Below are 1,683 nucleotides of genomic sequence, written 5' to 3'. Positions count from 1 at the left end.
GGTTGCTGGCGGCTGGATTGGGTGTATAATTTAACTCTTTGGCTAAGGTCCACACCCTGTTTTTAGTTTTTAAACTAATCTCGTAACTGTCATTGAGGGCCTTGGAAACGGTTGCGATGGAAATATTTAATTCCTGAGCCAACCGCTTAATGTTCACTGCTTCCGCCATGTCTTAAAAATTTGTTTAGTTAGTTTTTTCAGAGGAAAATGCCCCATATAACACTTTAGTTAGCGATATTATAGGTCAAAAGCTTCTTTTTCACCAGCATCTTCATCAAAAACAATCCAGCTTGCCCCAATTGTTAGAGCGGGTTTGCCGAATTTATGTTCATAACATTTGTTGGTTACAGCAATAAGATACTTCTTTTGACTAAGAAAAAGTATCTGCTACAAACGAAAATATGAAATAATCGTAATAACAACGTTTATTTCTTTTCTTTTATACATTTCACTAATGGGGATTCAGGCAGAAAAGGATGACCATTAGTGCAACTCAAGCCGTAACCTATTAAATATAAACAAATTAAAGTTGATTACACTCTAAAGAATTAAAATTTACTTAATCGTTTACGTAAATAAAATCGGCAAAATATAAAAGTTTAAGCTTCTAAAAACTCAACTTTAACTTATAAAACCAAAGAAAATCTTTAACCAATCCATTTCTAGCCTTATGAGAAACCAAAGCGAAACTTCAAAGGATAATCAAAATCCTTTGCAAAATCTTGATCAATGGGAAGAGGATATATTAATCCGCTACCCTGATCCAAAAAACATCAACGCTGAAAAAAAAGAAGAGCAGTTCAGAAATTATGATGAAACGGAAAAAGACAGCGTAAAAGAATTTTACAGGCTTAACCATACTTATCAAACCTATGATTTCGTAAAACAGAAAAAAGCAGATTATTTAAAATTCGACAAACAGGAGATGCCGATCTGGAGTGCTTTTGATTTTTTAAACAAACTGGTAGATGATTCTGATCCTGACACCGATCTGGACCAGATGCAGCACCTGTTACAAACATCAGAAGCCATTAGAAACGACGGCCACCCCGATTGGATGGTGTTGGTTGGTTTAATACACGATATGGGTAAGGTACTGTGCCTGTTCGGAGAACCACAGTGGGCCGTAGTGGGCGATACTTTTCCAGTAGGTTGCGCTTATTCAGATAAAATTGTTTATCCAGAATTTTTCAGTCAGAATCCGGATTTTAAAAACGAAACCTATCAGACCAAATTGGGTGTTTATACTCAAAATTGCGGTCTAGACAATGTAGACATGTCGTGGGGCCACGATGAATATGTATACCACATGATGAAGCCCTACATTCCGGAGCCAGGTTTATACATGCTCCGTTACCATTCCTTTTACTCGCAGCACAGGGAAAATGCATACGATCACCTGATGAATGAAAAAGATCATGAAATGTTTAAATGGGTTAACCTGTTTAATCCTTACGATTTGTACTCTAAAAACCCCAATCAGAAAAGCTGGGCAGAACTAGAACCTTATTACAAGGCACTTGTAGCTAAGTATTTACCAGCCACTATTAAATTTTAACATTCTATCTCAAAAACAGTATAACCAAATAAAACAAACCAATTTATGAACCTAAATCTACAAAAATCATGAGATTTAAATGTACAAGCTTAAAGTATGGCAGCATCTTTTTGCTGCTTTTACTC

Annotated in this window: 2 protein-coding genes; one reads left to right on the top strand and one right to left on the bottom strand. The window is 35.9% G+C overall.

Features of this window, described 5'->3' with window-relative positions; all coding sequences use genetic code 11:
- Positions 1 to 169 (bottom strand): LacI family DNA-binding transcriptional regulator (locus AC1DND_RS27410; protein WP_477585957.1); only part of this gene is annotated, 169 nt, incomplete at its 3' end.
- 501 nt (positions 170 to 670) lie between these two features.
- Here AC1DND_RS27410 and AC1DND_RS27405 point away from each other — a divergent pair.
- Positions 671 to 1,558, top strand: a complete 888-nt coding sequence (locus AC1DND_RS27405) for an inositol oxygenase family protein (RefSeq protein WP_477585955.1) — start codon at positions 671 to 673, stop codon at positions 1,556 to 1,558.
- Positions 1,559 to 1,683: the final 125 nt, after the last annotated feature.

It is taken from the genome of Pedobacter sp. 01N416 (assembly GCF_056399685.1).
The sequence above is the reverse complement of the archived record's forward strand: the minus strand, read 5'-3'. Positions and strand labels throughout refer to the sequence as shown.